Source organism: Pseudomonas sp. ICMP 8385 (genome assembly GCF_002699915.1).
Classification (GTDB): Bacteria; Pseudomonadota; Gammaproteobacteria; order Pseudomonadales; family Pseudomonadaceae; genus Aquipseudomonas; species Aquipseudomonas gessardii.
Genome location: NZ_LKBY01000122.1, coordinates 1 through 25,684, shown reverse-complemented (window position 1 = coordinate 25,684; position 25,684 = coordinate 1). Strand labels below are relative to the sequence as shown.

20 protein-coding genes are annotated in these 25,684 nt (G+C 62.0%); 15 read left to right on the top strand and 5 right to left on the bottom strand.

The genetic code is table 11. The features are described from left to right. Positions 1-69: 69 nt before the first annotated feature. From AO268_RS23860 to AO268_RS23850, 3 genes are read right to left on the bottom strand one after another with little or no spacing between them, the layout of a single operon-like run. Positions 70-837: a heme ABC transporter ATP-binding protein gene (locus AO268_RS23860; RefSeq protein ID WP_099170041.1), complete on the bottom strand. Its 768-nt coding sequence runs from the start codon at positions 835-837 to the stop codon at positions 70-72. After that, positions 837-1,874, bottom strand: coding sequence for a FecCD family ABC transporter permease (locus tag AO268_RS23855; RefSeq protein ID WP_099170040.1), 1,038 nt, complete (start codon positions 1,872-1,874; stop codon positions 837-839). The genes AO268_RS23860 and AO268_RS23855 overlap by 1 nt, the downstream gene beginning before the upstream one ends. Then, positions 1,871-2,749, bottom strand: a complete 879-nt coding sequence (locus tag AO268_RS23850) for a heme/hemin ABC transporter substrate-binding protein (protein ID WP_099170039.1) — start codon at positions 2,747-2,749, stop codon at positions 1,871-1,873. The genes AO268_RS23855 and AO268_RS23850 overlap by 4 nt, the downstream gene beginning before the upstream one ends. Positions 2,750-2,934: 185 nt before the next feature. Between AO268_RS23850 and AO268_RS23845 the strand changes: the two genes are divergently transcribed. After that, positions 2,935-3,252: a Rieske (2Fe-2S) protein gene (locus AO268_RS23845; protein WP_076965035.1), complete on the top strand. Its 318-nt coding sequence runs from the start codon at positions 2,935-2,937 to the stop codon at positions 3,250-3,252. Here the strand turns inward: AO268_RS23845 and sfsA are convergent. Both sfsA and AO268_RS23835 read right to left on the bottom strand, forming a co-directional pair. Continuing rightward, the gene (sfsA, locus tag AO268_RS23840) at positions 3,249-3,962 is read right to left on the bottom strand and encodes a DNA/RNA nuclease SfsA (RefSeq protein WP_099170038.1); all 714 of its coding nucleotides are present in this window, start codon (positions 3,960-3,962) and stop codon (positions 3,249-3,251) included. The two genes, AO268_RS23845 and sfsA, sit on opposite strands and share 4 nt — an antisense overlap. Then, complete coding sequence (locus AO268_RS23835; protein WP_099170037.1) at positions 3,962-5,134, bottom strand: pyridoxal phosphate-dependent aminotransferase; 1,173 nt, start codon at positions 5,132-5,134, stop codon at positions 3,962-3,964. The genes sfsA and AO268_RS23835 overlap by 1 nt, the downstream gene beginning before the upstream one ends. Before the next feature lie 319 nt (positions 5,135-5,453). Between AO268_RS23835 and dksA the strand changes: the two genes are divergently transcribed. The 14 genes from dksA (at position 5,454) to AO268_RS23760 (ending at position 25,190) form a co-directional block, all read left to right on the top strand. Continuing rightward, positions 5,454-5,897, top strand: coding sequence for an RNA polymerase-binding protein DksA (dksA, locus tag AO268_RS23830; RefSeq protein WP_076965038.1), 444 nt, complete (start codon positions 5,454-5,456; stop codon positions 5,895-5,897). Between the two features lie 84 nt (positions 5,898-5,981). Then, positions 5,982-6,869, top strand: a complete 888-nt coding sequence (gluQRS, locus tag AO268_RS23825) for a tRNA glutamyl-Q(34) synthetase GluQRS (RefSeq protein WP_076965039.1) — start codon at positions 5,982-5,984, stop codon at positions 6,867-6,869. 62 nt (positions 6,870-6,931) lie between these two features. After that, positions 6,932-7,108 (top strand): hypothetical protein, encoded by a 177-nt coding sequence (locus AO268_RS23820; protein WP_003176118.1) that lies wholly within the window; start codon positions 6,932-6,934, stop codon positions 7,106-7,108. Beyond that, positions 7,092-10,046: a sensor histidine kinase gene (locus tag AO268_RS23815; RefSeq protein ID WP_176561411.1), complete on the top strand. Its 2,955-nt coding sequence runs from the start codon at positions 7,092-7,094 to the stop codon at positions 10,044-10,046. Before AO268_RS23820 ends, AO268_RS23815 begins: the two co-directional genes overlap by 17 nt. Positions 10,047-10,068: 22 nt before the next feature. Next, positions 10,069-11,496, top strand: coding sequence for a sigma-54-dependent transcriptional regulator (locus AO268_RS23810; protein ID WP_099170035.1), 1,428 nt, complete (start codon positions 10,069-10,071; stop codon positions 11,494-11,496). A 712-nt stretch (positions 11,497-12,208) separates the two neighbouring features. Then, positions 12,209-13,606, top strand: coding sequence for a polynucleotide adenylyltransferase PcnB (locus tag AO268_RS23800; protein WP_076965043.1), 1,398 nt, complete (start codon positions 12,209-12,211; stop codon positions 13,604-13,606). A gap of 5 nt (positions 13,607-13,611) precedes the next feature. Continuing rightward, a complete protein-coding gene (gene folK / locus AO268_RS23795) occupies positions 13,612-14,100 on the top strand; it encodes a 2-amino-4-hydroxy-6-hydroxymethyldihydropteridine diphosphokinase (protein ID WP_099170033.1) in 489 nt (162 codons plus the stop codon). A 350-nt stretch (positions 14,101-14,450) separates the two neighbouring features. After that, positions 14,451-15,251 carry a 3-methyl-2-oxobutanoate hydroxymethyltransferase gene (gene panB, locus AO268_RS23790; protein ID WP_076965045.1) on the top strand — a complete coding sequence of 267 codons (801 nt, stop codon included), beginning with the start codon at positions 14,451-14,453 and terminating at the stop codon, positions 15,249-15,251. Next, a complete protein-coding gene (panC, locus tag AO268_RS23785; RefSeq protein WP_099170032.1) occupies positions 15,248-16,102 on the top strand; it encodes a pantoate--beta-alanine ligase in 855 nt (284 codons plus the stop codon). The genes panB and panC overlap by 4 nt, the downstream gene beginning before the upstream one ends. 354 nt (positions 16,103-16,456) lie before the next feature. Then, on the top strand, positions 16,457-18,121 hold the full coding sequence (pgi, locus tag AO268_RS23780) for a glucose-6-phosphate isomerase (protein WP_099170031.1): 1,665 nt from the start codon (positions 16,457-16,459) through the stop codon (positions 18,119-18,121). Between the two features lie 123 nt (positions 18,122-18,244). Beyond that, positions 18,245-20,182, top strand: a complete 1,938-nt coding sequence (gene acs / locus AO268_RS23775; protein WP_099170030.1) for an acetate--CoA ligase — start codon at positions 18,245-18,247, stop codon at positions 20,180-20,182. Positions 20,183-20,198: 16 nt separating this feature from the next. After that, the gene (locus tag AO268_RS23770) at positions 20,199-21,068 is read left to right on the top strand and encodes an oxygenase MpaB family protein (protein WP_076962750.1); all 870 of its coding nucleotides are present in this window, start codon (positions 20,199-20,201) and stop codon (positions 21,066-21,068) included. A gap of 64 nt (positions 21,069-21,132) precedes the next feature. After that, positions 21,133-22,149 (top strand): class I SAM-dependent rRNA methyltransferase, encoded by a 1,017-nt coding sequence (locus AO268_RS23765; protein WP_099170029.1) that lies wholly within the window; start codon positions 21,133-21,135, stop codon positions 22,147-22,149. A gap of 107 nt (positions 22,150-22,256) precedes the next feature. Beyond that, positions 22,257-25,190 carry a DUF748 domain-containing protein gene (locus tag AO268_RS23760; protein WP_099170028.1) on the top strand — a complete coding sequence of 978 codons (2,934 nt, stop codon included), beginning with the start codon at positions 22,257-22,259 and terminating at the stop codon, positions 25,188-25,190. The last annotated feature ends 494 nt before the right edge of the window (positions 25,191-25,684 follow it).

Sequence of the window (25,684 nt, the reverse complement as noted above, 5' to 3'; positions counted from 1 at the left end):
CTGCGATATCGATCTATCCGTAACCCATGGGCCAACTGACCCACCGCCCTCGCCGGTTCCTACAGGTTTTTAGCGGGCGATGATCAAGGGATGGCCCCGCTCAGGATGGGGCTGTACCAGCACATCCAGGCCAAACACCGCCTTGAGCAGCTCGGGACGCAACACCTGCGCCGGTGTATCCAGGGCATGGGGCCGCCCGTCCTCCAGCAGCAGGATGCGGTCACAGTAACGCGCCGCCAGGTTCAGGTCATGCAGGATCACCAGCACCGCCGCGCCGCGATCGGCGAAGCTGCGGATGGCCTGCAAGGTGGTGTGCTGGTGCAACGGGTCGAGCATCGAGGTCGGCTCGTCGAGCAATAAGGTCTGCCCCGCCTCACCCGGCCAGAGTTGCGCCAGCACCCGCGCCAGGTGCACACGCTGGCGTTCACCGCCGGACAACGCCAGGTAGCTGCGCCCGCTCAAATGGCCCACATCGGCGGCCTGTAGGGCGGCGTGGATGATTTCATCGTCGCGCACCCGGCCGGTCTGATGGGGCAAGCGCCCCATGCCCACCACTTCCTCGACGCGAAAAGCAAAATCCAGGGTCGACACCTGGGGCAGCACCGCCAGACGCTGGGCCCGTTGCGCGCCCGGCCACTCCTTGAGCTCGCGGTCGTCCAGCCAGACCTGCCCTTCATCCGCGGGCAATTGCGCGCACAACGCGCCCAACAGCGTGCTTTTGCCGGCGCCATTGGGGCCGAGCACACCCAGAACTTCACCGGGTTTCAAGTCCAGGGTCACATCGGCCAATACGGTTTTGCGACCGCGACGGATCTGCAGGTTTTCCACTCGCAGCATCAGGCGCGCCCTCGTAACAGCAGGTAAAGAAAAAACGGCGCGCCGATAAAGGCAGTAACAATGCCAATGGGTAACTCCGCCGGCGCCAGGGCCAGGCGGGCCGCCAAATCGGCGAATAACAACAGACTCGCCCCCGCCAGCACCGACGCCGGCAGGAGCACGCGATGATCCGGCCCCGCCAGCAGCCGCACCAGGTGCGGCACTACCAGCCCGACAAAGCCGATCAGCCCTGCGGCGGCGACCGCTGCGCCAACCCCGAGGGCAGTGCAAAACACCAGCTCGCGCTTGAGCCCCTCGACATTGATCCCCAGGTGACTGGCTTCCGACTCCCCCAGCAGCAAGGCATTGAGCGCCTTGGCCCGGCGCGGCAGCCACAACGCCACACCGACACTGACCAGCAGCAACGGCCACAACCGCGAGTAGCTGGCGCCATTGAGGCTGCCAAGGTTCCAGAACGTCAGGGTGCGTAAGGTGGCGTCATCCGCCAGGTAGGTGAACAGGCCCACCGCCGAGGCCGCCAGGGCGGTCAGGGCGATGCCGGCCAACAACATGGTCGCGACATGGGTCTGGCCGTCGCGCCGCCCCAGGCGATAGACCAGCGCGGTCACGCCCAGGCCACCGAGGAATGCACACAGCGACAGCAGATACGGCCCCACGGCGTCCGGCAGGCCACCGAAGGCCGCGCCGCCGACGATGGCCACCGCCGCCCCCAGCGCCGCGCCACTGGATACGCCGACCAGCCCCGGGTCGGCCAACGGGTTGCGAAACAACCCCTGCATGGCGACCCCCGACAGCGCCAGCACCCCGCCGACCGCCAGCCCCAGCAAAGTGCGCGGCAAACGGATCTGCCCCAGAATCAGTTCAGCCTGCTCCAGGCCTTGGGCCTCGATGGGCACGCCCAGTAAGCGTAACGCGGCACGTAATGTGTCGAGCAACGGCAAGCTGACCGGCCCCAGGGCCAGGGACAGCCAGATCGCCACGGCACACAACAAACTCAAGCCGATAAACAGCGCGCGAGGTTTAACCAGAGTGGTCATGGGGCGGCTTGGGTTTTAGCGGGGTAGAACCCGGCGGACAAGGCTTGCAGGCTGGCTGGCAAACGAGGGCCCAGGCCACCGACCAACAAGGTGGGGTCCAACTCAAACACCCGGCCGGTCTTGGCCGCCGAGGTGTTCGCCAGAATCGGGTTTTGCTTGAACAAGGCCGCGCGGGCGGCCTCGCCGCTCAGGGCGCGGTCGGAGAACACCAGCACGTCAGGACTCAGCCCCGCCAGGGATTCCACGGAAAATGGCTTGTAGCCACTGTGCGTCGCCAAGTTGTGCCCGCCGGCGTGTTGCAACACCCAATCGGCGGCCGTGTCCTTGCCGGCGACCAGTGGCTTGCCACCGGCATGCCCGAGCACCAGCAGCACGCCCGGGGCCTTTTGCCGGGTTTGCGCCTGGGTCACGGCCGCTTTTTGCCGGTCGAGTTGCTGTTGATACGTACCGAACAGGGCCGCAGCCTTGTCTTCAGCCCCCAACAGCTTGCCCAGGTGTTGCAGGTTGCCTTGCAGGGTCGGCAGGTCCGGCTGCGCGGAGAACAGCTCCACCTGCACCCCCGCACTGCGGATCTGCGCCAGCACCGGCGGTGGCCCCATTTCCTCGGTGCCTATCAGGATCTGCGGGCGCAGGCTCAGGATCCCTTCGGCGGACAGCTGGCGCTGGTAACCGATACTGGGCAGCGCCTTGAGCGATTGCGGGTGCTGGCTGGTGGTGTCGACGCCTACCAGCTTCGACTCCCCGCCCAGGGCCGTCACCCACTCCGACAGCGCCCCCCCGGCGCTGACCCAGCGTTGCGGCAGCTCAGCGGCTTGCGCCACGTGGTTGACCAGCAGTCCGACAACAAGCGCAATAGCGCTGGTACTCAGGCGCATAAAAGGGTTTCCTTCCTAGGGGTGGAGCCAGTCATGTGACCGTCTGGCATCGTACTGAGCACGCAGTCGGCTGACGGGCGAAGCCGGCATTTGATAATTGTTTGCATTTGAACGTCAAGCACCAGGCTCGCCCGCAACCCCTGGATTGTCCTGCAGCCCTTGATCTGTACCTGCTGAGAGTATTCATGAAGTTTCTTTGCCCCTCCCACGAGCTTGCCCAAGACAGCAGCCGCGGCTTCGATATCGATGGCCGCAAGTTATTGGCCGTGCGCCGCGAAGGCCGGGTGTATTTCTATATCAACCGCTGCCCCCATCGCGGCGTCCCGCTGGAATGGCAACCTGACCGGTTTCTCGACCCCAGCGCGAGCATGATCCAATGCGCCACCCACGGCGCGTTGTTTCTGATCGAAAGCGGCGAATGCGTGGCCGGCCCCTGCGCGGGCCAGAGCCTGACACCCCTGCCCGGCCGCGAAGACGCACAGGGGTTGTGGGTGCAACTCTAGTCGCCGAGCCGCACCGGCAATGGGCGATCGATGCAGATTTCCTGCGCACTGACCCGCACGCCATACGCCAAAACGTGCACCCCGGCGGCCTTGGCCTCACGCAGTGCCGCGGCATACCCGGGATCGATCTCCTCGGCCGGCCTTACGCCATCGATGCCGGACAGATTCACGCAATACAACTGCACCGCCCGCACGCCGCTACGGGCCAGGTGCGCCAGTTCGCGCAAATGCTTGGCCCCACGCTGGGTCACCGCATCGGGAAACGCCGCGACAGACGTGCCGTCAAAGCCCAGGGTGACACTTTTGACTTCGACATAGGCCGCGCCGTCGGGGTAGTCCAGGCGAAAGTCGATGCGGCTTCTTTCCTGGCCATAAGGCACTTCACGCTTTAACGCGGTAAAGCCGTTGAGTTCGGTGATCACCCCGGCCCTCAGCGCCTCTTCGACCAACGGGTTGGCCCGCGCAGTGTTGACGCACGCCAGCCGGCCCTGGGGGGTTTGCGCGATCTCCCAGGTGCCCGGCAGCTTGCGCTTGGGGTCGTTGGAGCGGCTGAACCAGACCGGCCCGCCCTCGACCATGCAGTTGAACATCGAGCCGGTGTTGGGGCAGTGAATAGTGAGCAATTCGCCGGCAGCGGTTTCGATGTCGGCCAGAAAACGCTTGTAGCGGCGAATCAGCCGACCTTCTTCGAGGGGAGGATGAAAGCGCATCAGACTTGCCAGCTCCGCAAGCCACGGGCAATTCGCTCCACCGCTTCCTGTAGGCGATCGAGGTTCTGCGTGTAGGCAAAGCGCACATGATGACCCGCCTGGAAGCGACCGAAATCCAACCCAGGCGTAAAGGCCACATGCTCGGTTTCAAGAAAATGCCGGCAAAACGCGAAGGCATCGCCACCCAAGGCGCTGATATCGGCATACAGGTAAAACGCCCCCTCAGGCTCGACCGCAATCCCGAACCCCAGCTCGCGCAAGGCCGGCAGCAGAAAGTCACGCCGGCGCCCGAATTCGGCGCGGCGCTCCTCGAGAATCGCCAGGGTTTGCGGGGTAAAGCAGGCCAATGCCGCGTGTTGGGCCATGCTCGGCGCACTGATGTACAGGTTTTGTGCCAGTTTCTCCAACTCACCCACCGCCGCGGGCGGCGCCACCAGCCAGCCGAGACGCCAGCCGGTCATGCCGAAATACTTTGAAAAACTGTTGAGGACGAACGCCTCGTCATCCACTTCCAGCACGCTGGCCGCGTCAGTGCCGTAGGTCAGGCCGTGATAGATCTCATCCACCACCAGATGGCCATTGCGGGCCTTGATCGCGCGGGATAGGCCGGCCAGCTCATCCCGGGCCAGGATGGTTCCGGTCGGGTTGGCCGGCGAGGCAACCAAGGCCCCCACGCTGTCCTGGTCCCAATAACGCGCCACCAGGTCGGCGGTCAGTTGGTAGCGCACCTCGGGGCCAACCGGAACCAGTTGCGCCGCCCCTTCTACCAGCCGCAGAAAATGCCGGTTACAGGGGTAGCCAGGGTCCGCCAGCAACCAATGCTTGCCGGGGTCCACCAGCAGGCTGCTGGCCAGGAGCAGGGCCCCGGAACCGCCCGGGGTGATCAGGATGCGCTCGGGGTCGATACTCAAGCCATAGCGCTGCTGGTAGAAACCACTGATGGCCTCACGCAGTTCCGGCAGGCCACGGGCGGCGGTGTAGCGGGTCTTGCCGTTGGCCAGCGCGGCCTGGCCGGCCTGGATGATCGGCTCGGCGGTGGTGAAGTCCGGTTCGCCGATTTCCAGGTGGATCACGTCATGGCCGGCAGCCTGTAGCTCATTGGCCCGCGCCAGCAACGCCATGACATGAAAAGGTTCGATCGCGCGACTGCGAGCGCTATAGGGCTGGGCCATTAGCCTTCCTTAACGGTTGAATACAAACCTCGATTCTACCCAACCGGCGCCACAAAACCTGCTGTATTCCCCCAAGACCCGCGTCAGACGTCCAGCAACCCTGTGCAGAACGGCTAAAATCCATAATCGAGACAGTACGCACCCGCTGCGCGGCGCCCTGCGGTGCTTTGCAGACGAACAGGACACTGCCTCGACAACCGGGAGTGGCGCACCCCGAAGCTATCTGGTAAGTTCGCCCGCTTGCAGCCGCAGGGCCGGCAGGTGTCGGTGATGTTGCAATCCTGCGCAATGGATTAGAAGAGTGAGAGGCGGTCTATTCATGTCCACCCAAGCAAAGCAACAGCAGACTCAAGGTCTCGGCGGCTTCGAACCTTACGTAGAAAAGAAGGGCGAAGAGTACATGGGCGAGCCCATGCGCGAGCACTTCACCAAGATCCTGAACAAGTGGAAACAGGACTTGATGCAGGAGGTCGACCGTACCGTTGACCATATGAAGGACGAAGCCGCCAACTTTCCTGACCCGGCCGACCGTGCCAGCCAGGAAGAGGAATTCGCCCTCGAACTGCGAGCCCGTGATCGTGAGCGCAAGTTGATCAAGAAGATCGACAAGACGCTGCAACTGATCAAGGACGAAGAATACGGCTGGTGCGAATCCTGCGGGATCGAGATCGGTATTCGTCGCCTGGAAGCCCGTCCTACCGCAGACATGTGCGTGGACTGCAAGAACCTTGCAGAAATCAAGGAAAAACAGGTCGGCAAGTAATCCCTGCCGGGCTGAACGAATGGGGCGTGCAAACGCCCCATTTTTGTTTCTGGGGTTTGGCGGTTTTCCAGTAATATCCTGGCCATGACAGCCTCTCCCTATATCGGGCGTTTCGCCCCCACGCCCAGCGGCCATTTGCACTTCGGCTCCCTGGTTGCAGCCCTCGCCTCCTATCTCGATGCCCGCGCCAATCACGGCCGCTGGCTGATGCGCATGGAAGACCTCGACCCACCCCGTGAAGAGCCCGGCGCCCAGGCAGCGATCCTGCACGCCCTGGAAAGCTATGGTTTTGAATGGGACGGCGAACTGGTCCGACAAAGCGAGCGGCATGATGCCTACGCCAAAGTGCTGAACGACCTGTTCAACCATGGCCTGGCCTACGCCTGCACCTGCTCGCGCAAGCAACTGGAAGCGTATAACGGCATTTACCCTGGCCTGTGCCGCAATGCCGGCCACGCTCAGCTGGATGCCGCCATTCGCCTGCGGGTCCCTGAGCTGGAATACCATTTCACCGACCGCGCACAAGGCCAATTCCGACAACATCTGGGCCGAGATGTAGGCGATTTCATCATCCGTCGTCGCGACGGCCTGTATGCCTACCAACTGGCCGTGGTGCTCGACGATGCCTGGCAAGGTGTCACCGATATCGTGCGCGGTGCCGACCTGCTGGACTCCACGCCACGCCAGCTGTACCTGCAAGAGCTGCTGGGCCTGCGCCAGCCGCGCTATCTGCATGTGCCGCTGATCATCCAGCCGGACGGCAACAAACTGGGCAAATCCTACCGTTCCCCACCGTTGACACCGGACCAGGCCATACCTTTGCTATTAAGGGCCCTGCGCGCCCTCGGCCAGATGCCGGGGGATGAACTGCTCTACGCCAGCCCACGGGAACTGCTGGATTGGGGCATCCAGCACTGGGATGCCAGCCGGATCCCGCGCACACTGACCCTGGCCGAAGCGCAATTGCACTGAAGGCGCTTGCAGCCTGCCAGCCATCCGTTAACATCGCCGCAGTTTTTCAATCAGAGGCCAACATGTACATCTATCGATTGGTCCTGCTGCTGGTCGTCGGGATCTACCTGTTTTCTCCCGCCATCATGGACTGGTGGATCGACGCCACAGGCGCCTGGTATCGCCCCTATCTACTGTGGCTGATCCTGATCGTCGTGACCTTCATCCTGCAGAGCCAAAAAGATGCCGATGAGCTTTAGCCTGACCCAGATGCTGCTGATCAGCGCCGCCTACCTGGCCGCGCTGTTCGGGGTGGCCTGGATCAGTGAGCGTGGGATGATCCCGCGGGCGATCATTCGCCACCCGCTGACCTACACCTTGTCCCTGGGCGTGTATGCCAGCGCCTGGGCGTTCTATGGCACGGTGGGCCTGGCCTATCAATACGGCTATGGGTTTCTATCTAGTTACCTCGGGGTGTCCGGGGCCTTCCTGCTGGCGCCGGTGTTGCTGTACCCGATCCTGAAGATCACCCGCACCTACCAATTGTCTTCGCTGGCCGACCTGTTTGCCTTCCGCTTTCGCAGCACCTGGGCCGGCGCGCTGACCACGATTTTCATGCTGATCGGCGTGCTGCCGCTGCTGGCCCTGCAAATCCAGGCCGTGGCCGACTCCATCGGTATTCTCACCCATGAACCGGTGCAACATCGGGTGGCCCTGAGCTTTTGTGCGCTGATCACTTTGTTCACGATTTTTTTCGGCTCGCGGCATATCGCCACCCGGGAAAAACACGAAGGCCTGGTGTTTGCGATTGCCTTCGAGTCGGTGATCAAGCTGATCGCCATCGGTGGCGTGGGCCTGTATGCACTGTACGGCGTGTTCGACGGCCCGCAACAACTGGAACTGTGGCTGCTGCAGAACCAGACCGCCCTCGCCGCCCTGCACACCCCGCTGCAAGAAGGCCCGTGGCGCACGCTGCTGCTGGTGTTCTTTGCCTCGGCCATTGTCATGCCGCACATGTACCACATGACCTTCACCGAGAACCTCAACCCGCGCTCGCTGGTCAGCGCCAGCTGGGGCCTGCCGCTGTTCCTGCTGCTGATGAGCCTGGCGGTGCCGCTGATCCTCTGGGCCGGCCTGAAACTGGGGGCCACCACCAACCCGGAATACTTCACCCTCGGCATCGGCATCGCCGCCAACAGTAAATCCCTGGCGCTGCTGGCCTATGTCGGCGGTTTATCGGCGGCCAGTGGCTTGATTATCGTCACCACCCTGGCGCTGTCGGGCATGGCCCTTAACCACCTGGTGCTGCCGCTGTACCAGCCGCCCGCCGAAGGCAATATCTACCGCTGGCTGAAATGGACACGCCGCGCGCTGATCGTGGCGATCATCATGGCCGGCTATGGCTTCTACCTGCTGATGGCGGCCGAGCAGGACCTGGCCAATCTCGGCATTGTCGCGTTCGTCGCCACCTTGCAGTTCTTGCCGGGCGTTCTCTCGGTGCTGTACTGGCCAACCGCCAATCGACGCGGGTTTATTGCCGGGTTGCTGGCGGGGATCCTGGTATGGCTGGTGACCATGCTGCTGCCGCTGGTCGGCAACCTGCAGGGGTTCTACATCCCGCTGCTGAACATGATCTACGTGCTGGATGACACCAGCTGGCACATGGCAGCCATCGCCTCGCTGGCGGCCAACGTGCTGATGTTCACCCTGATTTCCCTGTTCACCAACGCCAGCCCCGAAGAAACCAGCGCCGCCGAAGCCTGCGCGGTGGATAACGTGCGCCGCCCGCAACGCCGCGAACTGCATGCCGCCTCGCCCCAGGAATTTGCCACGCAACTGGCCAAGCCCCTGGGCGCCAAGGCCGCGCAGAAGGAAGTGGAGCAGGCGCTGCGCGATCTGTACCTGCCCTTCGACGAGCGCCGTCCCTATGCCCTGCGCCGCCTGCGCGACCGCATCGAGGCCAACCTGTCCGGGTTGATGGGCCCCAGCGTGTCCCAGGACATGGTGGAGACCTTCCTGCCCTACAAGGCCGGCGGCGAAAACTATGTAACCGAAGATATCCACTTTATCGAGAGCCGGCTGGAGGACTATCACTCGCGCCTCACCGGCCTTGCCGCCGAGCTCGACGCCCTGCGCCGCTATCACCGCCAGACCTTGCAGGAACTGCCCATGGGCGTCTGCTCCCTGGCCAAGGACCAGGAAATCCTGATGTGGAACAAGGCCATGGAGGAGCTGACCGGCATCGCCGCCCAGCGTGTGGTCGGCTCACGCCTAGCCACCATCGGCGATCCGTGGAAAGAATTGTTGCAGGGTTTTATCAACTTGCCGGATGAGCACTTGCACAAACAGCACTTGGCCCTTGATGGCCAGACCCGCTGGCTCAACCTGCACAAAGCGGCAATCGATGAGCCCCTGGCCCCGGGCAACAGCGGCCTGGTGCTGCTGGTCGAAGACCTGACCGAAACCCAGATGCTCGAAGACAAGCTGGTGCACTCCGAGCGCCTGGCCAGCATTGGGCGCCTGGCGGCCGGCGTGGCCCATGAGATTGGCAACCCGATCACCGGTATCGCGTGCCTGGCGCAAAACCTGCGCGAAGAGCGCGAAGAAGACGACGAAATCACCGAAATCAGCGGGCAGATCCTCGAGCAGACCAAGCGTGTCTCGCGCATCGTGCAATCGCTGATGAGCTTCGCCCACGCCGGCGGCCACCAGAATCACGATGAAGCGGTGTGCCTGGCTGAAGTCGCCCAGGATGCCATTGGGCTGCTGGCGTTGAACCGGCGCAACTTTGAAGTACAGTTCTATAATTTGTGCGACCCGGAACACTGGGTGGTCGGCGATTCACAACGCCTGGCCCAGGTGCTGATCAACCTGTTGTCCAATGCCCGCGACGCCACACCCGCCGGCGGTGCCGTCAGGGTCAAGAGCGAAGCGTTCGAGCATACGATCGACCTGATCGTCGAAGACGAGGGCAGCGGTATTCCACAGAACATCATGGACCGATTGTTTGAACCCTTCTTCACCACCAAGGACCCCGGTGAAGGTACCGGTCTGGGCCTTGCACTGGTCTATTCCATCGTTGAAGAGCATTATGGACAAATCACCATCGACAGCCCGGCTGACACCGAAAGCCAACGCGGCACCCGTATTCGGGTGACCTTGCCGCGTTATGTCGAAGCGACGTCCGCTGTGAACTGAGACCGTCGAGAGAATTGAATCAATGCCGCACATTTTGATCGTCGAAGACGAAACCATTATCCGCTCTGCCTTGCGTCGCCTGCTTGAACGTAATCAGTACCAGGTCAGCGAAGCCGGCTCGGTGCAGGAAGCCCAGGAGCGTTTCAGCATTCCCACATTCGACCTGATCGTCAGTGACCTGCGCCTGCCTGGCGCACCGGGCACCGAACTGATCAAGCTGGGCCAGGGCACGCCGGTGCTGATCATGACCAGCTATGCCAGCCTGCGCTCGGCCGTCGACTCGATGAAGATGGGTGCGGTGGACTACATCGCCAAGCCTTTCGACCACGATGAGATGCTCCAGGCGGTGGCGCGTATCCTGCGTGACCATCAATCGGCCAGCAGTGCCCCGACAGAACGGCCAGCCGGCAAGGCCGCCAGCGACAAGCCCGGGGTCGACAACAGCAATGGCGAGATTGGCATCATCGGCTCCTGCCCGCCCATGCAGGACCTGTACGGCAAGATCCGCAAGGTGGCGCCCACTGACTCCAATGTCCTGATCCAGGGCGAGTCCGGCACCGGCAAGGAACTGGTAGCCCGCGCCCTGCACAACCTGTCCAAGCGCGCCAAGGCACCGATGATCTCGGTGAACTGTGCGGCGATCCCCGAATCCTTGATCGAGTCCGAACTGTTCGGCCACGAGAAAGGTGCCTTTACCGGCGCCAGCGCCGGGCGCGCAGGCCTGGTGGAAGCGGCGGACGGCGGCACGCTGTTCCTCGACGAGATCGGTGAACTGCCCCTGGAAGCCCAGGCGCGCCTGCTGCGGGTGCTGCAGGAAGGCGAGATTCGCCGGGTCGGGTCGGTACAGTCGCAAAAAGTCGACGTGCGCCTGATTGCAGCGACCCACCGAGACCTGAAAAGCCTGGCAAAAATCGGCCAGTTCCGGGAAGACCTGTATTACCGCCTGCACGTGATCGCCCTCAAGCTGCCGGCCCTGCGTGAACGCGGTGCCGACGTCAACGAGATTGCCAACGCGTTCCTGTTGCGCCAGAGCGCGCGGGTCAACCGTACCGACCTGACGTTTGCCGCCGACGCCGAACAAGCCATCCGCCATTATTCGTGGCCAGGTAACGTGCGCGAGCTGGAAAACGCCGTGGAGCGGGCCGTTATTCTGTCGGAGAGCCCGCAGATCTCCGCCGAGCTGCTGGGCATCGATATCGAACTGAGTGACCTGGACGATGACGATTTCATTGGCCTTGCACCACAACAGGGCGGCAGCAACACCAGCCATGAGCCCACGGAAGACCTGTCACTGGAGGACTACTTCCAGCACTTCGTCCTGGAGCACCAGGACCATATGACCGAGACCGAACTGGCGCGCAAACTGGGCGTCAGCCGCAAGTGCCTGTGGGAGCGGCGCCAGCGCCTGGGCATTCCACGGCGCAAGACCGGGGTTGCCAGCGAAAGCTGAGGCCAGCTCGCACCGGGTAACACCGCAAACGTGAAAAAACTGTTACCTCAGATATTCACGTAACAAAAAGCCGGGGCTTACGGTAACGAAGCCCCGGCTTTTTTTCGCCCGCCGACTACCCAAAAACCGGCCAACCCCCTGATTTTGCTGGCGCTCGCAAAAGTTGGCACGCACCCTGCTATATGCTTAGTACAAAAACAATAAAAAGCACCGAACACCTACAATAAAAATAAGACGAATCGACTCACGCACAATAAAAACAACACGGCGGAGGCGCAGCTAACTGATTCTTTTGGAGAGGCGTTGCATTTGGGGCTTGCCCCGCAACCAGGCCGAGAACAACAAAAACTGCCCTAAGGCAGAGCCTGAACTGGTTGGATCCTTGATCATAGCAACACAGCGACCAAAGCAATCCGTTTGCTCTTGACTCCCGATTGGGAGTGTCATGAAGGTGAAATCTCATGGCAAGGGCGACCAACAAAAACAAGAAGCCCGACACCAATAATAAAAATAGAGCACGCAACTACTTCTGGGGGAGCTTCGGCTCCCCTTGTAGTTTCTGCGATTTGAGCATCCAACCTGCCTTATTTCAGTCTCTGGCTCGACGCTTGCAGCTAGTTCCTACACCATCCCCTGACTAAATGCTAGAATCCCGGCCCATCATGCGGTCATTCTTCGTTATGGCCGAACATTCCTTCAAACAGTGCATCCCATGCTGAAGAAGTTGTTCCAGTCATTCCGTTCCCCCTTGCGTCGTACGCAACACATCCGCAGCACGCCTGAAGTGCTCAACAGCAATCAACATTCGCTGCAGCGCGCTCAGTTCAGCCGTTATGCGGTGAACATCGTCGAACGCCTGCAGAACGCTGGCTACCAGGCCTACCTGGTCGGTGGCTGCGTGCGCGACATGTTGCTCAACATCACGCCCAAGGATTTCGACGTCGCCACCAGCGCCACACCTGAACAAGTGCGTGCCGAGTTCCGCAATGCGCGGATCATCGGGCGGCGCTTCAAGTTGGTGCATATCCACTTTGGTCGCGAGATCATCGAGGTCGCGACCTTTCGCGCGGGCCACCCGCAAAACGATGAAGAGGAAGACAGCAACCAGTCTTCCCGCAACGAAAGCGGGCGCATCCTGCGGGACAATGTGTACGGCACCCTGGAAGAAGACGCGCAACGTCGCGACTTCACCATCAATGCCCTCTATTACGATCCGGTCAGCGAGCGCATCCTCGATTACGCCAACGGCGTACACGATATTCGCAATCACCTGATCCGTCTGATCGGCGACCCCACGCAGCGTTACCAGGAAGACCCGGTGCGCATGCTGCGGGCCGTGCGGTTTGCCGCCAAGCTGAACTTCGGCATCGAGAAACACACCGCCGCGCCGATTCGCAAGCTGGCGCCGATGCTGCGGGAAATCCCCTCGGCGCGCCTGTTCGAGGAAGTGCTCAAGCTGTTCCTTTCCGGGCATGCCGCCGACACCTTTGAAATGCTGGTAGACCTGCAGCTGTTCGACCCACTGTTCCCGGCCAGCGCCGATGCACTGGAGCACAACCCGACGTACACCCACACGCTGATCAGTGAAGCGCTGATCAACACTGACCTGCGGATCAAACAGAACAAACCGGTCACCCCGGCGTTCCTGTTTGCCGCCCTGCTCTGGCCGGCGCTGCCCGCCCGGGTTCTGCGCCTGCAGAACCGTGGCATGCCGCCGATTCCGGCGATGCAGGAAGCCGCTCACGAACTGATCGCCGAACAGTGCCAGCGCATTGCGATCCCCAAGCGCTTCACCATGCCGATCCGCGAGATCTGGGACATGCAGGAACGCCTGCCACGGCGCAGCGGCAAACGTGCCGACCTGCTGCTGGACAACCCGCGCTTTCGTGCCGGCTATGACTTCCTGCTGCTGCGTGAAAGCGCCGGCGAGCAAACCGATGGCCTGGGCGAATGGTGGACCGACTACCAGGATGCCAATGACAGCGAACGCCGCGAGATGATTCGTGAACTGAGCAGCAAAGGCGAAACCACGGGCGACGGGCCGAAAAAGCGCCGCCGCAGCAGTGGCAGTAAACGCAAGCGCAGTGCCGCCGATACCTCGGGCGAATAAGCACGGTGGAACGTATCTACATCGGCATGGGCAGCAACCTTGCTGCCCCGCAGCAGCAATTGCGCAACGCCATCGAGGCGTTGGCGCAGTTGCCGAACACCACACTCGTCGGTGTTTCTGCCTTCTATCAAAGCGATTCCCTGCTCCCCGGCCAGCCGCGCTATACCAATGCCGTGGCGGCGCTGGATAGCGCCCTCGCCCCGCTGGAACTGCTCGACGCGCTACAAGCCATCGAGAACGACCAGGGCCGCGAGCGCCTTGAACGCTGGGGCCCACGCACCCTGGACCTGGACATCCTGCTGCTGGGTAAACGCCTGATCGATGAGCCGCGCCTCAAGGTGCCGCACTATCAAATGCATCTGCGAGCGTTTGTGCTGTATCCGCTGGCTGAACTGGCGCCTGCCACTTTGCAACTGCCTGACGGCCGCCTGCTCAGTGATCTGCTCGCCGGATGCCCGTTCGTCGGCCTCGAACGCCTCCCTCAATCCCTGTAGGAGCTGGCTTGCCTGCGATGGCCTCACCGCTGTGTGTCAGGCACTCCGCGGTAAGGCCATCGCAGGCAAGCCAGCTCCTACATTGATCTTCAGCGCCAGCCAAAAAGCGTTCCAGCCTGCTGAATCGCATCAGTAACAGCGGTAACACCTCCCTCGTAACAATGCGGTAACACATCCAATTGACTTCCAGAGTCCTCCTCACGACTATAGGCGTCCCGCTGCCGCCAACCCGGCGCTGAAGGGCGCAATCCAGGCCTTATAAGCACTGCTCTGAAGAAAGTGCGCCTGTATAAACGAAGACTCACGCGCGTTACTCGCTGTTTCCAAGCGCCTGAACGAGGACCCTTTTCATGCCAGACATTACCCTGACCACCTTGCAGAGCCTCAAACTCAAGGGTGAAAAAATCGCCATGCTGACCTGCTATGACGCCACGTTCGCCCAGGCTTGCTGCCAGGCCGGCGTCGAGGTGTTACTGGTAGGCGACTCCCTGGGCATGGTTCTTCAAGGGAATGACAGCACCCTCCCCGTCACCACTGATGAACTCGCCTACCACACCGCCAGCGTCAAGCGCGGTAACAATGGCGCCTTCATCATTGCCGACCTGCCGTTCATGGGCTACGCCACCCTCGAACAGACCTTCCAGAATGCCGGCAAGCTGATGCAGGCCGGTGCGCACATGATCAAGATCGAAGGGGCCGTGTGGCTCGCCGAGTCGATCCGCCTGCTGGCCGAACGCGGCGTACCGGTGTGCGCGCACATGGGCCTGACGCCACAGTCGGTGAATATCCTCGGCGGCTACAAGGTCCAGGGCCGCAATGAAGCCCAGGCGCGACAGATGCGGGCCGATGCCATCGCCCTGGAGCAGGCCGGCGCCGCAATGATCGTGCTCGAATGCGTGCCAAGCGAACTGGCGGAAGAAATCACCCAGGCCGTGAAAATCCCGGTGATCGGTATTGGCGCGGGCAGTGCGACTGACGGCCAGGTCCTGGTGCTGCACGACATGCTCGGCTTGACCCTCACCGGTCGCGCGCCCAAGTTCGTGAAAAACTTCATGGCCGGCCAGGACAGCATCCAGGCCGCGCTGAGCGCCTATGTGGCCGAAGTCAAAGCCGTTACCTTCCCGGGCCTCGAACACGGATTCTCTGCATGAACACCGTCAAAACCCTGCGCGAACTGCGGGCCGCCGTCACTCACGCGCGCAGCGCCGGCAAGCGCATCGGCTTCGTGCCGACCATGGGTAACCTGCATGCCGGCCACGCCACACTGGTGACACGGGCCGCCGAACAAGCCGACTTCGTGGTGGCGAGTATTTTCGTCAACCCCTTGCAGTTTGGCGCCGGCGAAGACCTGGACAAGTACCCGCGCACCCTGGCCGCCGACCAGGAAAAGCTGCTGGTGGCGGGCTGCAACCTGCTGTTCGCGCCCACGGTTGACGAGATGTACCCAGGCGGCATGACGGTGCAGACCCGGGTCAGCGTGCCACAACTGTCCGAAGGCCTGTGCGGCGCCAGCCGTCCGGGTCACTTCGAGGGCGTGGCGACGGTGGTGAGCAAGTTGTTCAACATGGTCCAGCCTGACCTGGCGGTGTTCGGGCAGAAGGACTACCAGCAACTGGCGGTGATTCGCGCCATGGTGCGCGACCTGAACATGCCGATCCAGATCATTGGCGAGCCCACCGTGCGCGCCGAGGACGGCCTGGCGCTTTCCTCGCGCAACGGTTACCTGACGCAAGAACAACGCGCCATTGCGCCGGTGCTGTACCGCAGCCTCAGTCATATCGCCGCCGCCATTGAGAATGGCGAGCGCGACTATGCCAAGCTGCGTACCGAGCAGATCCAACACATCGAGGCTGCCGGCCTGCGCCTGGACTACCTGGAAGTTCGCCAGGGCCAGCATCTGCGCCCGGCAACCGCCGAGGATCGTGATGTGGTGATCTTGGTCGCCGCGTACCTGGGCGCGACCCGGTTGATCGACAACCTGCACCTCAACCTCAGCGTTTAAGCCTGGCAATATCCTCATGTGGGAGCGGGCTTGTCGGGTCGCCGCATCGCCGCGATGGCGGACTGTCAGTCGATGTATTTGTCGCTGACCCACCACCATCGCGGGCAAGCCCGCTCCCACATTCGGTTTGTAGCGCCTCCCAGGCCCCGGTATAAAAAAGTACCGGCCTGTGCGCAGACAAAGCCAAGACATATCGACACGCTAGGTTTAATGTAAACGCCCGACGCTAGTGTTGGCGTAGACGCATTCGACCGGAACCCGCCGTTTCTCAGTGCCTGCTTGATAAAAGTCGGACGTTCCGGACATTCAAGTGTCCCAAAAGTAGTCCCAGTAATAAAAAGGAAACCCGCAGCGATGGCGTATTACCGCACCCCTCATGACGTTACCGCTCTGCCCGCCTGGCAAGCGCTCAATCAACATCGCCAAGCCATGCAGGATTTCAGCATGCGCGACGCGTTCAATGCCGATCCCCAGCGCTTTACCCAGTTCACCTTGAGCAGCTGCGGACTGTTCCTCGATTACTCGAAAAACCTGATTACGTCTGAAACCCGCGACCTGCTGGTGGACCTGGCCAACGAAGTCGACCTCAAAGGCGCCATCAAGGCGCTGTTCGACGGCGAACCGGTCAACTCTTCGGAAGGCCGCCCGGCGCTGCACACTGCGCTGCGCCGTCCGGTGGGCGACAAATTGTCGGTCAATGGCACCAATATCATGCCCGACGTGCACAAGGTGCTGAACCAGATCACCGACCTGGTGGGCCGTATCCATGACGGCCTGTGGCGCGGCTACACCGAGAAGCCGATCACGGACGTGGTCAATATCGGCATCGGTGGTTCGTTCCTCGGCCCGGAGCTGGTCTCCGAAGCGCTGTTGTCCTACGCCCATAAAGGCGTGCGCTGCCACTACCTGGCGAATATCGACGGCAGTGAGTTCCACGAGCTGACCCAGAAGCTGCGCGCCGAGACCACGCTGTTTATTGTCTCGTCGAAATCCTTCAACACCCTCGAAACCCTGAAAAACGCCCAGGCCGCCCGCGCCTGGTACCTGGCCCAGGGTGGCTCGGAAGCCGAGCTGTATCGCCACTTCATCGCCGTGTCGAGCAACAACGCGGCGGCCGTGGCCTTCGGTATCCGCGAAGAGAACATCTTCCCGATGTGGGACTGGGTCGGTGGCCGTTACTCGCTGTGGTCGGCCATCGGCTTGCCGATCGCCCTGGCCATTGGCATGTCCAACTTCAAGGAACTGCTGTCTGGCGCCTACACCATGGACCAGCACTTCCAGAACGCCCCGTTCGAGCAGAACATGCCCGTGCTGCTGGGCCTGCTGGGTGTGTGGTACGGCAATTTCTGGGGTGCGCAGAGCCATGCGATCCTGCCGTATGACCACTACCTGCGTAACATCACCAAACACCTGCAACAGTTGGATATGGAATCCAACGGCAAGAGCGTGCGCCAGGACGGCACGCCGGTCGCCACCGACACAGGCCCGGTGATCTGGGGTGGCGTGGGTTGCAACGGTCAGCACGCTTATCACCAGTTGCTGCACCAGGGCACCCAGTTGATCCCGGCCGACTTCATTGTGCCGATCGTCAGCTTCAACCCGGTTTCCGACCATCACCAGTGGCTGTATGCCAACTGCCTGTCCCAGAGCCAGGCGTTGATGCTCGGCAAGACTCGCAGCGAAGCCGAAGCCGAACTGCGTGACAAAGGCATGGCCGAAGACCAAGTGCAGAAACTGGCCCCGCACAAGGTGATCCCAGGCAACCGCCCGAGCAACACCCTGGTGGTCGAACGGATCAGCCCGCGCCGCCTGGGCGCGCTGGTGGCGATGTATGAGCACAAGGTGTTCGTGCAGAGCGTCATCTGGGGCATCAACGCCTTTGACCAATGGGGCGTGGAGCTGGGCAAGGAACTGGGCAAGGGCGTCTACAACCGCCTGACGGGCGCCGAGGAAACTTCGGCCGACGATGCCTCCACCCAGGGCTTGATCAACTACTTCCGTGGTCGTCACCGCGGTTGATGTGATCGACACTACAATCAGGGATTGAACCTGCACAAGCGCCCCCTGTGGAAACTGGCTTGCCAGCTTCCACAGGACCCGCCTTGAGTTCTTGTATCTATAAAACAAGAAGAGGGATCCCTAATGTTCGATATCAGCCAGTTTCCCCATGCCAATGCAGTGCGCCAAGCCGCGCAACTCAGTCAAGAGGACTACCAGCGCCTCTATCGTCAATCCATCGAACACCCCGATACTTTCTGGGCCGAACAGGCCAAGGCGCTGCTCGATTGGAGCACACCCTGGCAGACCGTCCAGCACTGCGATATCAACAGCGGTGCCGCGCAGTGGTTTGCCGGCGGCCAGTTGAACGTCAGCTACAACTGCATTGACCGTCACCTGGCACAACGTGCCGATCAGCCGGCCTTTATCTGGGAAGGCGATGATCCTGCAAAATCCTCCAGAATCACCTACCGCCAACTTCATCAAAACGTCAGCCGCCTAGCCAATGTGCTGAAAAGCCGTGGCGTGAAGAAAGGCGACCGGGTGTGTATCTACATGCCAATGATTCCACAAGCCGCCTACGCGATGCTGGCCTGCACGCGGATTGGCGCGGTGCACTCGGTGGTGTTTGGCGGGTTTTCACCGGATGCCCTGCGCGACCGCATTCTGGATGCCGACTGCCGCACCGTGATCACCGCCGACGAAGGCGTGCGCGGCGGCAAGCCCGTGGCACTGAAACAGAATGTCGACAAGGCCCTGGCCAGTTGCCCGAATGTCACGACGGTGCTGGTGGTGGAGCGCACAGGCGCCGCCGTGGCCTGGACCGAGGGGCGCGACCTCAAGTATCAACAGGCTGTGGACGCAGTCAGCGGCGAGTGCCCACCCGAACCGATGGGTGCCGAAGACCCGTTGTTTATCCTTTATACCTCCGGCAGTACCGGCAAGCCCAAGGGTGTGCTGCACACCACCGGCGGCTATCTGCTGCAGGCGGCGATGACCTTCAAATACGTGCTCGATTATCGCGAGGGCGAGGTGTTCTGGTGCACCGCCGATGTCGGCTGGGTCACTGGCCATAGCTATATCGTGTACGGGCCACTGGCCAATGGCGCCACCTCCCTGATGTTCGAGGGGGTGCCAAGCTACCCGGACAGTTCGCGTTTCTGGCAGGTGATCGACAAGCATCAGGTGAATATTTTCTACACCGCGCCCACCGCCCTACGGGCCTTGATGCGCGAGGGGCCAGGCCCCCTGAAAAGCACCTCCAGGGCCAGCCTGAGAGTGCTCGGTAGTGTCGGCGAGCCGATCAACCCGCACGCCTGGGAGTGGTATTTCAATGCCGTCGGCGAGCAACGCTGCCCGATTGTCGATACCTGGTGGCAGACCGAGACCGGCGGCATCATGCTCAGCCCGCTGGTCAGCGCCCGGCGCATCAAGCCCGGCTGCGCCACGCAGCCGATGTTTGGGGTGCAGCCGGTCTTGCTCGACGAACAGGGCCAGGAAATCAGCGGCGCCGGCAGTGGTGTCCTGGCGATCAAAGCCAGCTGGCCGGGGCAGATCCGCAGCGTGTATGGCGACCCGCAGCGGATGGTCGACACCTACTTCAAGCCCTACCCCGGCTACTACTTCACCGGCGACGGCGCACGGCGTGACGAGGATGGCGACTACTGGATCACCGGGCGCATCGATGATGTGATCAACGTCTCCGGCCATCGCATCGGCACCGCCGAGGTGGAAAGCGCGCTGGTGCTGCATGACCAGGTGGCGGAGGCCGCCGTCGTCGGCTATCCCCATGACATCAAGGGCCAGGGCATCTATGCCTTTGTCACGCCGATAAAAGGCGTCGAGCCCGACGACGCGCTGAAAAAACACCTGCTGAAACTGGTCAGCCAGGAAATCGGTAGTTTCGCCAAGCCCGAGCTGATCCAATGGGCGCCGGCCTTGCCCAAAACCCGTTCAGGCAAGATCATGCGGCGTATCCTGCGCAAGATCGCCTGCAATGAGCTGGACAGCCTGGGCGATACCTCGACCCTGGCCGATCCCAGCGTGGTCGACGGCCTGATCGACAAGCGCCTGAACCGATAGGAACCCCCAAGCCGCCATGGAATTTCTGCGCAACCGTATCGAAGCCCAGTTGATGAGCCTGACAGGTCTGTCCCTGGGCAACCTGGACCTGGAAAACCCCAAGGGCGACCCAGGCCTGTTCGGGCCGGCCTCTGTCAGCTGGAAGGTCCATGGTGACTTCAGCAGCATGCTGATCGGCGGCATCAGCGCCTTGATGCTGCAAGCCCTGCATCCCCTGGCGCTGGCCGGGGTGTGGGACCATTCCAACTTTCGCCAGGACATGCTCGGGCGCCTGCGGCGTACTTCGCAGTTTATTTCCGGCACCACCTTTGGCTCGCGTCGCGATGCCGAGTGGCTGATCGAAAAAGTGCGCACCATCCACCTGCAAGTGGTCGGGCACGCACCGGATGGGCGCCCCTATGCAGCCAGTGATCCGCAATTGCTGACCTGGGTCCATGTCGCGGAAGTCAGCAGCTTTCTCGCGGCGCACCTGCGCTACAAAAACCCGGACTTATCGCCCAGGGACCAGGACCGCTACTACAGCGAGATTGCCCTGGTCGCCGAACAACTGGGGGCTCGGCATGTGCCGCGTTCACGGCAGGAAATTTCTGATTATCTGCAACGTATTCGCCCGCAACTGCTGTGTGACGAACGCAGCCGTGAAGTGTTGCGCCTGTTGCTCAATGCCCCGGCGCCCAGCGTGCTGGCCAAGCCGTTCGGCGCACTGATGATGCAGGCCGGCATCGACCTGCTGCCGGACTGGGCCAGCGACATGCTGGAGCAACAGCAAAGCCCGCTGCAACGCCAACTGGTGCGCGCCGGGGTCAAGCGCAGTGCGCCCCTGCTGCGCTGGGCGATGCGCAATGGCTCGGTGCAACGGGCCCACCGGCGGATGGGCTTGCTGTAACGACGCAACCCCTTGTAGGAGCTGTTAAACTTGCGCGCTTCAATTCCCCAGCAAGGCGCGCTCCATGTCGTCCCTGAATCAGGCGCTGCGCGCCGCCCTCGACCATCGCCAAGACCTGCTCGCCGAGCTGCATGCCCAAGGCACCGACTGTTACCGGCTGTTCCATGGCAGCCAGGAAGGCGCCGGTGGCTTGACCATCGACCGTTACGGCCCGCAATTGATGGTGCAGAGCTTTCACCAGTCCCTGGACAGCCAGGCGCTGCTGCAATTGCACCTGATGATCAACCAGTACCTGGGCCTGGAATTGCTGCTGGTCTATAACGACCGCTCCCGAGGCAACTCGCGTATCGACCGGGAAGACACGGTATACCGCGCCGAACCTGCCGCCCTGGAGGACTTGGTCGGCCACGAGTGGGGCCTGAACTATCGCGTGCGCGGCCGCCACCCCGGGCAGGACCCGCTGCTGTTCCTGGACCTGCGCAACACCCGCGGCTGGGTCAAGGCGCACAGTGCCGGCAAAAGCGTGCTGAACCTGTTTGCCTACACCTGCGGCGTGGGCCTCAGCGCCGCCGCCGGCGGGGCCCGCGAGGTGTGCAACCTGGACTTCGCCGAGGGCAACCTGGCGGTCGGTCGCGAAAACGGCGAATTGAACCCGCAACTTCCGCCCATGACGTTTGTACAGTCCGATTACTTCCCGGCCATCCGCCAACTGGCCGGGCTGCCGATCACCCAGCGTCGCGGGCAAAAACTGCCCAGCTACCCGCGCCTGGAGCAACGGCCATATGACCTGGTGCTGCTCGACCCGCCGGCCTGGGCCAAGAGCGCCTTTGGCACCGTGGACCTGCTGCGTGACTACCAGAGCCTGCTCAAGCCGGCATTGCTGGCCACCGCCGACAATGGGGTGCTGATCTGCTGCAACAACCTGGCAAAAGTCAGCATGGATGACTGGCGCGAGCAGGTCTTGCGCTGCGCCGAAAAGGCTGGCCGGCCCGTACGCGACTGGAAAGTGATGACACCCGGCGCCGACTTTCCCTCACAAGACCAGCAACCCCCGCTGAAGACTTTAATCCTACAACTGTAGGATTGCCCTGAAAGAACTGGGTTATCGCAATAAAGGCGCGGTTCTTCGGAACCGCAAACCCGTGCCATACTCCAAGGCACTCCTGATCGACATAGATGGCGTCACCCATGCCCAAAGGATTGATTCGCGCCGTAGGCGCCTTGCTGACCGCCCTTGCACTCTACAGCTTGCTGGGCTTTTTGATTCTGCCCGGTATAGCGCTGCGTGTGGCCAACCAACAGTTGGCCAACTACGCCACCGTGCCGGCCCGTATCGAGCGTATCGAGCTCAACCCGTTCAGCCTGGAGCTGACCCTCTGGGACCTGAAAATCGGTGACCCCGGCAAGGAACAGGTCGGTTTTGAACGCCTCTACGCCAATCTGCAGATCGACAGCCTCTGGACACGCGCCCTGCACCTGGCCGATGTGCAGTTGGACAAGCCGAAGAGCGAAATCCTGTTCGATAAGTCCGGCACGCTCAACCTGGCGCAACTGTTCAAATTGCCGCCAAGCGAACCGACGCCCGACGACCCCGAAAGCAAACCCTTCCCGCTGCGCATCGAGCGCATCAAGCTGGCAGGCGGCTACGTGCATTTTGAAGACTTGCGCCCCAGCGAGCCCATTGAGTTTCTCTACGACAAACTCGACTTCGAGCTGAAAAACCTCAGCACCCTGCCCGAGGACAATGCCGACATGACCCTGGTCGCTGCCGGCCCAGAGGGTGGGCAGATCGACTGGACCGGCAATTTCAGCCTGGTGCCGATCGCCTCCGAAGGCAAGCTCAAGGTCACGGATGGCAAGATGAAGGTCTGGTGGCCCTATGTGCGCGACGCCGTGCCATTGGTTCTGGAAAATGGCGTGCTCAATTTCAGCACCGACTACAAGCTCAACCTGGCCAAAGAAACCGAACTGAACCTGACCAACGTCTCCGCGAGCATCGCGCCCTTCGCGATCAAGGCCCCGGATGGCCGGCCACTGGCGCGCCTGGAGCGCCTGGATATCAGCGAAACCTCGATCGACCTGGCCAAGCAGCAAGTGATCGTGGGCAAGATCCGCAGCAACAAGCTCGAAACCTGGGCCGCCCGCGAAGCCGACGGCCAACTGGACTGGCAGAAACTGTTCGCCAGCCAGCCGAGCAAGCCGGCCAGCCAGCCGGAGCCAGCAAGCGCTCCCGCCACCGCCGACTCACCCAAACCCGAGCCGACCGCGCCAAGCAAGCCGTGGCAAGTGCTGCTCAAGGATGTGCAACTGCGCAACTACCAGGTGCACCTGGCCGACCGCCAGGTAAAACCTGCGGTGGCGCTGGAATTGGGCCCGCTGAATGTCGATGTGCAAGACTTCGACAGCCTCAACCAAAGCCCCTTCACGCTGAAAATCGACAGTGGCCTGGGCAAGCAGGGCAAGATCCAGGCAAGCGGCCAGGTCAACCTGAACCCGGTCAGCGCCAAATTGAAGGTCGACACCAAGGATATCGACCTGCGGGTTGCCCAGGCCTACATCAGCCCCTTTATCCGCCTGGAACTGCGTAGCGGCATGCTGGGCAGCAACCTGGATGTGAACCTCAAGAGTACCGAGCCCCTCGCGCTGCAAATCACCGGCCGCGCGCAAGTGGATCAATTGCACACCCTGGACACCCTCAAGACCCGCGACTTCCTCAAGTGGCAGCGCCTGGTGGTGGAAGGCTTGAACTACCAGCACGGCAACAGCTTGTCGATCGACAAGATCAACCTGCTGCAACCCTATGTCCGCTTTATGATCAACGATGATCGCACCACCAACGTCGATGACCTGCTGATCCCACAGCCAGCCAACAAAGGCAGCCAATCAGCCGCCAAATCCAGCGCGAGCAACGAAAAGCCCCTGGGCATCCGTATCGGCCAGGTCGCAATCAACGATGGCTCGGCTAACTTTGCCGACTTCAGCCTCACCCCCAACTTCGCCACGGCCATCCAGCAACTCAACGGCCAGATCGGCACCATCGACAGCCGCCAGGCCAAGCCGGCCAGCGTCGACATCAAGGGCAAGGTCGACCGTTACGCCCCCGTGACCATCAAGGGCAGCGTGAACCCGTTTGACCCGATGGCCGCGCTGGATATCGCCACCAGCTTCAAACGCGTCGAGCTGACGACCCTGACACCGTACTCGGGCAAATTCGCCGGGTTCCGTATCCGCAAGGGCCGGCTCAACCTGGACCTGCACTACATCATCACCAAAGGCCAGTTGAAGGCCGAGAACAAGGTGGTGGTGGAGCAACTGCAACTGGGCGAGAAAGTCGACAGCGCGGACGCGGTGGACCTGCCGATTCGCCTGGCGATTGCCCTGCTCAAGGACACCGACGGCAAGATCTCCATCGAGCTGCCGGTGACCGGTGACTTGAACAACCCGCAATTCAGCGTGATGCCGATTGTCTGGCAGACCCTGCGCAACCTGGTGGTACGCGCGGCGACGGCGCCCTTCAAGTTTATTGGCGGGTTGGTGACCGGTGGCGGCTCGGAAGATTTGGGCAACGTATCGTTCGCCGCAGGCTCCAGCGCGCTGAGCAAGGACGCCGAGTCGGCCCTGAACAGCCTCGCCAAGGCCCTCAAGGAGCGCCCTGCCCTGCGCCTGGAGATCGAAGGGACCGCGGCAGCCAGCAGCGACGGTCCGTTCCTGGCCGCCGAGCGGCTTGAGCGTGAGTATCAGTACAACTACTACAAGATACTCCAGCGCCGTGGCGATAAAGTCCCGGCCCAGGCGTCGTTGCTTGAAGTCCCGGAAAAGGAAAAAGCCCCGTTGCTCGAAGGCATCTATCGCACCCGCTTGAAGCAACAGCCACCGGCTGAGTGGAAGGACCTGGGCAGCGATGAACGCACGGCGAAGCTGCGCGAGGGCGTGATCAAGTTCTGGAGCGGCAGCGACGTGCTACTGCGCCAACTGGGCCAGGACCGTGCCAGTACGATCAAGGACTATCTGGTCGACAAGGGCCAGCTGGAAGATGACCGGGTGTACTTCATCGATGCCAACCTTGGCCAGGCAGAGAAAGATGGCCGGGTTGTTACCCCAATGCACCTGGATGCCGAGTAACTACCGGGCACCAGAAACCCAAATAATGTGGGCGCCGGGCTTGCCCGCGATAAGGCCAGTGAAAGCAGCACAAGACCTGCTGGCGCGTTCGGCAAGCTCTAAATTTTTATTGCCTGAGTGATCGCCATCGCAGGCAAGCCAGCTCCCACAGTTGACCGCGCTCATCCTGAATAAACTCGATCAATGTGGGAGCCGGGCTTGCCCGCGATAAGGCCAGTGAAAGCAGCACAAGACCTGCTGGCGCGTTCGGCAAGCTCTAAATTTTTATTGCCTGAGTGATCGCCATCGCAGGCAAGCCAGCTCCCACAGTTGACCGNCAAGCCAGCTCCCACAGTTGACCGCGCTCATCCTGAATAAACTCGATCAATGTGGGAGCCGGGCTTGCCCGCGATGAGGCCAGTGGGAGCAGCACAAGACCTGCTGGCGCGTTCGGCAAGCTCTAAATTTTTATTGCCTGAGTGATCGCCATCGCAGGCAAGCCAGCTCCCACAGTT

What these genes read in the sequence shown, in the direction of transcription:
- AO268_RS23835 (WP_099170037.1), bottom strand. Translation starts at nt 5,134, where the DNA reads ATGGCCCAGCCCTATAGCGCTCGCAGTCGCGCGATCGAACCTTTTCAT.
- AO268_RS23855 (WP_099170040.1), bottom strand. Translation starts at nt 1,874, where the DNA reads ATGACCACTCTGGTTAAACCTCGCGCGCTGTTTATCGGCTTGAGTTTG.
- gluQRS (WP_076965039.1), top strand. Translation starts at nt 5,982, where the DNA reads ATGACAGCCTCTCCCTATATCGGGCGTTTCGCCCCCACGCCCAGCGGC.
- AO268_RS23770 (WP_076962750.1), top strand. Translation starts at nt 20,199, where the DNA reads ATGGAATTTCTGCGCAACCGTATCGAAGCCCAGTTGATGAGCCTGACA.
- sfsA (WP_099170038.1), bottom strand. Translation starts at nt 3,962, where the DNA reads ATGCGCTTTCATCCTCCCCTCGAAGAAGGTCGGCTGATTCGCCGCTAC.
- panC (WP_099170032.1), top strand. Translation starts at nt 15,248, where the DNA reads ATGAACACCGTCAAAACCCTGCGCGAACTGCGGGCCGCCGTCACTCAC.
- dksA (WP_076965038.1), top strand. Translation starts at nt 5,454, where the DNA reads ATGTCCACCCAAGCAAAGCAACAGCAGACTCAAGGTCTCGGCGGCTTC.
- AO268_RS23850 (WP_099170039.1), bottom strand. Translation starts at nt 2,749, where the DNA reads ATGCGCCTGAGTACCAGCGCTATTGCGCTTGTTGTCGGACTGCTGGTC.
- acs (WP_099170030.1), top strand. Translation starts at nt 18,245, where the DNA reads ATGTTCGATATCAGCCAGTTTCCCCATGCCAATGCAGTGCGCCAAGCC.
- AO268_RS23820 (WP_003176118.1), top strand. Translation starts at nt 6,932, where the DNA reads ATGTACATCTATCGATTGGTCCTGCTGCTGGTCGTCGGGATCTACCTG.
- AO268_RS23860 (WP_099170041.1), bottom strand. Translation starts at nt 837, where the DNA reads ATGCTGCGAGTGGAAAACCTGCAGATCCGTCGCGGTCGCAAAACCGTA.
- AO268_RS23815 (WP_176561411.1), top strand. Translation starts at nt 7,092, where the DNA reads ATGCCGATGAGCTTTAGCCTGACCCAGATGCTGCTGATCAGCGCCGCC.
- panB (WP_076965045.1), top strand. Translation starts at nt 14,451, where the DNA reads ATGCCAGACATTACCCTGACCACCTTGCAGAGCCTCAAACTCAAGGGT.
- pgi (WP_099170031.1), top strand. Translation starts at nt 16,457, where the DNA reads ATGGCGTATTACCGCACCCCTCATGACGTTACCGCTCTGCCCGCCTGG.
- AO268_RS23810 (WP_099170035.1), top strand. Translation starts at nt 10,069, where the DNA reads ATGCCGCACATTTTGATCGTCGAAGACGAAACCATTATCCGCTCTGCC.
- AO268_RS23760 (WP_099170028.1), top strand. Translation starts at nt 22,257, where the DNA reads ATGCCCAAAGGATTGATTCGCGCCGTAGGCGCCTTGCTGACCGCCCTT.
- AO268_RS23845 (WP_076965035.1), top strand. Translation starts at nt 2,935, where the DNA reads ATGAAGTTTCTTTGCCCCTCCCACGAGCTTGCCCAAGACAGCAGCCGC.
- AO268_RS23800 (WP_076965043.1), top strand. Translation starts at nt 12,209, where the DNA reads ATGCTGAAGAAGTTGTTCCAGTCATTCCGTTCCCCCTTGCGTCGTACG.
- AO268_RS23765 (WP_099170029.1), top strand. Translation starts at nt 21,133, where the DNA reads ATGTCGTCCCTGAATCAGGCGCTGCGCGCCGCCCTCGACCATCGCCAA.